This window comes from Kitasatospora sp. A2-31 (assembly GCF_022288725.1).
Lineage (GTDB): Bacteria > Actinomycetota > Actinomycetes > Streptomycetales > Streptomycetaceae > Kitasatospora.
Window position 1 is genome coordinate 1 of sequence record NZ_JAKNTA010000155.1, and the last position, 1,607, is coordinate 1,607.

The window sequence follows — 1,607 nt, forward strand, 5'->3', positions numbered from 1 at the left end:
CCCGCCACTCCCGAGAGGACCGGCCGATGGCCAACCAGACGACCTCCGTCAGCATCGAGGGGATGCTGTCCGCCCAGGGCAACTTCCAGACCGCGCTGGACGAGGTGAACCGCACCTACACGCAGATGGCGAGCCAGATCGAGACCCTGCAGGCGAGTTGGACCGGTGAGGCGTCCAGCACCTACCTCGGCGCGATGAACACCTGGCTGCAGGACTTCGGCACCGTGCGCAGCCAGCTCGCCCTGATGCTGGAGAAGCTCCAGGCGAACACCGGCAGCTACGACACCACCCACCAGGCCACCACCGACCTGGCCTCCCAGCTCAGCAAGGGGATGGCCGCCCCGCTGCCCGGGTTCTGAGCCGCCCGCCCCCTTTCCCGTAGCGCCGCAGCCCCGCACCCCGGAGGAGTCACCTCATGAGCACCTACACCGTCAACATGAGCCAGGTCGAGTACATCGTCGGCGAGATGTCGGCGATCAGCAGCAGGCTCCAGCAGACCCTGAGCCAGCTGGACGACGGCACCACGCAGCACCTGAGCGAGTGGAGCAGCGACGCCCGCAGCACGTACGACGCCGCAAAGCTCCGCTGGGACGCCGCGGCGGCCGACATGGTCCTGCTGGCGCAGAACGCGACGACCGCGCTCGGCGGGGTCCACGACGCCTACCACTCCGGTGAGCGGTTCGGCGCGGGCCTCTGGGACCAGTGACATGTCGGAGCGCGACGAATCCTCCTCCGACCCGAACATCAACAACAACGACTACGGGGGAGGGGGCGGGACCGGGGACGAATCCGGCTCGGACTCCGGGACCGGCGGCGACCACCACTGGACCGGCGACCCCCACGTCGGCGCCGGCCACGGCACGTTCAGCGACACCGATCCGATCCTGCTGCCGACCGTGCCGCGCAACGGTGCCACCGGACCCGGCGGCACCGCGGTGAGCACGCCCTCGCTGGACCTCTTCGCCGCCAACATCGACCGGCTGATCGCGCCGATGAACGCCGTGATCACCGCGCTGGACGGCGTCTCGGTGGCCCCGGGCGCCTTCTACCACGCCAATCTGATGCGCAACAAGGTGAACGGGCCCAACGGCGACGACGGGCTGAAGAAGGACTTCGGCGATGCGCTGGCCTCGCTGGTGACCGGGCTGACCGACCTGCGGGACGGCGTCCGGTCGCTGAGCGCGAAGTACCGCACGACCGAGGAGGCCAATGCCATGACGGCCCGGGACTTCCAGCTCGCCATGACGGACGCCGTCGGCGACTTCAACGCCGTGGTGACCGCGGCCGGCGGTACCGGCGGTACCGGCAGCACCGGCAGCACCGGAACGGGCAACGGCAACGGCACCGGCACCGGCGGCACCGGCGAGGGCAACGGGAACCCCCGGGCCTGACGGCCGAGCCGGCCCGGCCCGGCCGCGCGGCTCGGCGGATCGAGAGGAGAACGGGCGTGCCCGACTACAACGGCCACGGCTTCCACCAGGGCGACGACGGCGCGGTCTTCGGCAGCCCGGACGGTACGTCGACCGGGATGACGGCCGACTACGACCTGTGGGACTGGAAGCAGATCATGGCGGCCATCAACGGCATGTCCGCCGGGACCGGCTCGG

General features: G+C 70.7%; 3 protein-coding genes. All 3 read left to right on the plus strand.

The window, feature by feature from the left end; genetic code table 11:
- Positions 1 to 359 (plus strand): WXG100 family type VII secretion target (locus MCM47_RS40425; RefSeq protein ID WP_238951800.1); only part of this gene is annotated, 359 nt, incomplete at its 5' end.
- 56 nt (positions 360 to 415) lie between these two features.
- On the plus strand, positions 416 to 706 hold the full coding sequence (locus MCM47_RS40430) for a WXG100 family type VII secretion target (RefSeq protein WP_238862090.1): 291 nt from the start codon (positions 416 to 418) through the stop codon (positions 704 to 706).
- A 1-nt stretch (position 707) separates the two neighbouring features.
- Positions 708 to 1,391 carry a hypothetical protein gene (locus MCM47_RS40435; RefSeq protein ID WP_238951801.1) on the plus strand — a complete coding sequence of 228 codons (684 nt, stop codon included), beginning with the start codon at positions 708 to 710 and terminating at the stop codon, positions 1,389 to 1,391.
- The last annotated feature ends 216 nt before the right edge of the window (positions 1,392 to 1,607 follow it).

Excerpts from the sequence above, each read along its gene's own strand:
- MCM47_RS40430 (WP_238862090.1), top strand. The coding sequence starts at position 416 with ATGAGCACCTACACCGTCAACATGAGCCAGGTCGAGTACATCGTCGGC.
- MCM47_RS40435 (WP_238951801.1), top strand. The coding sequence starts at position 708 with ATGTCGGAGCGCGACGAATCCTCCTCCGACCCGAACATCAACAACAAC.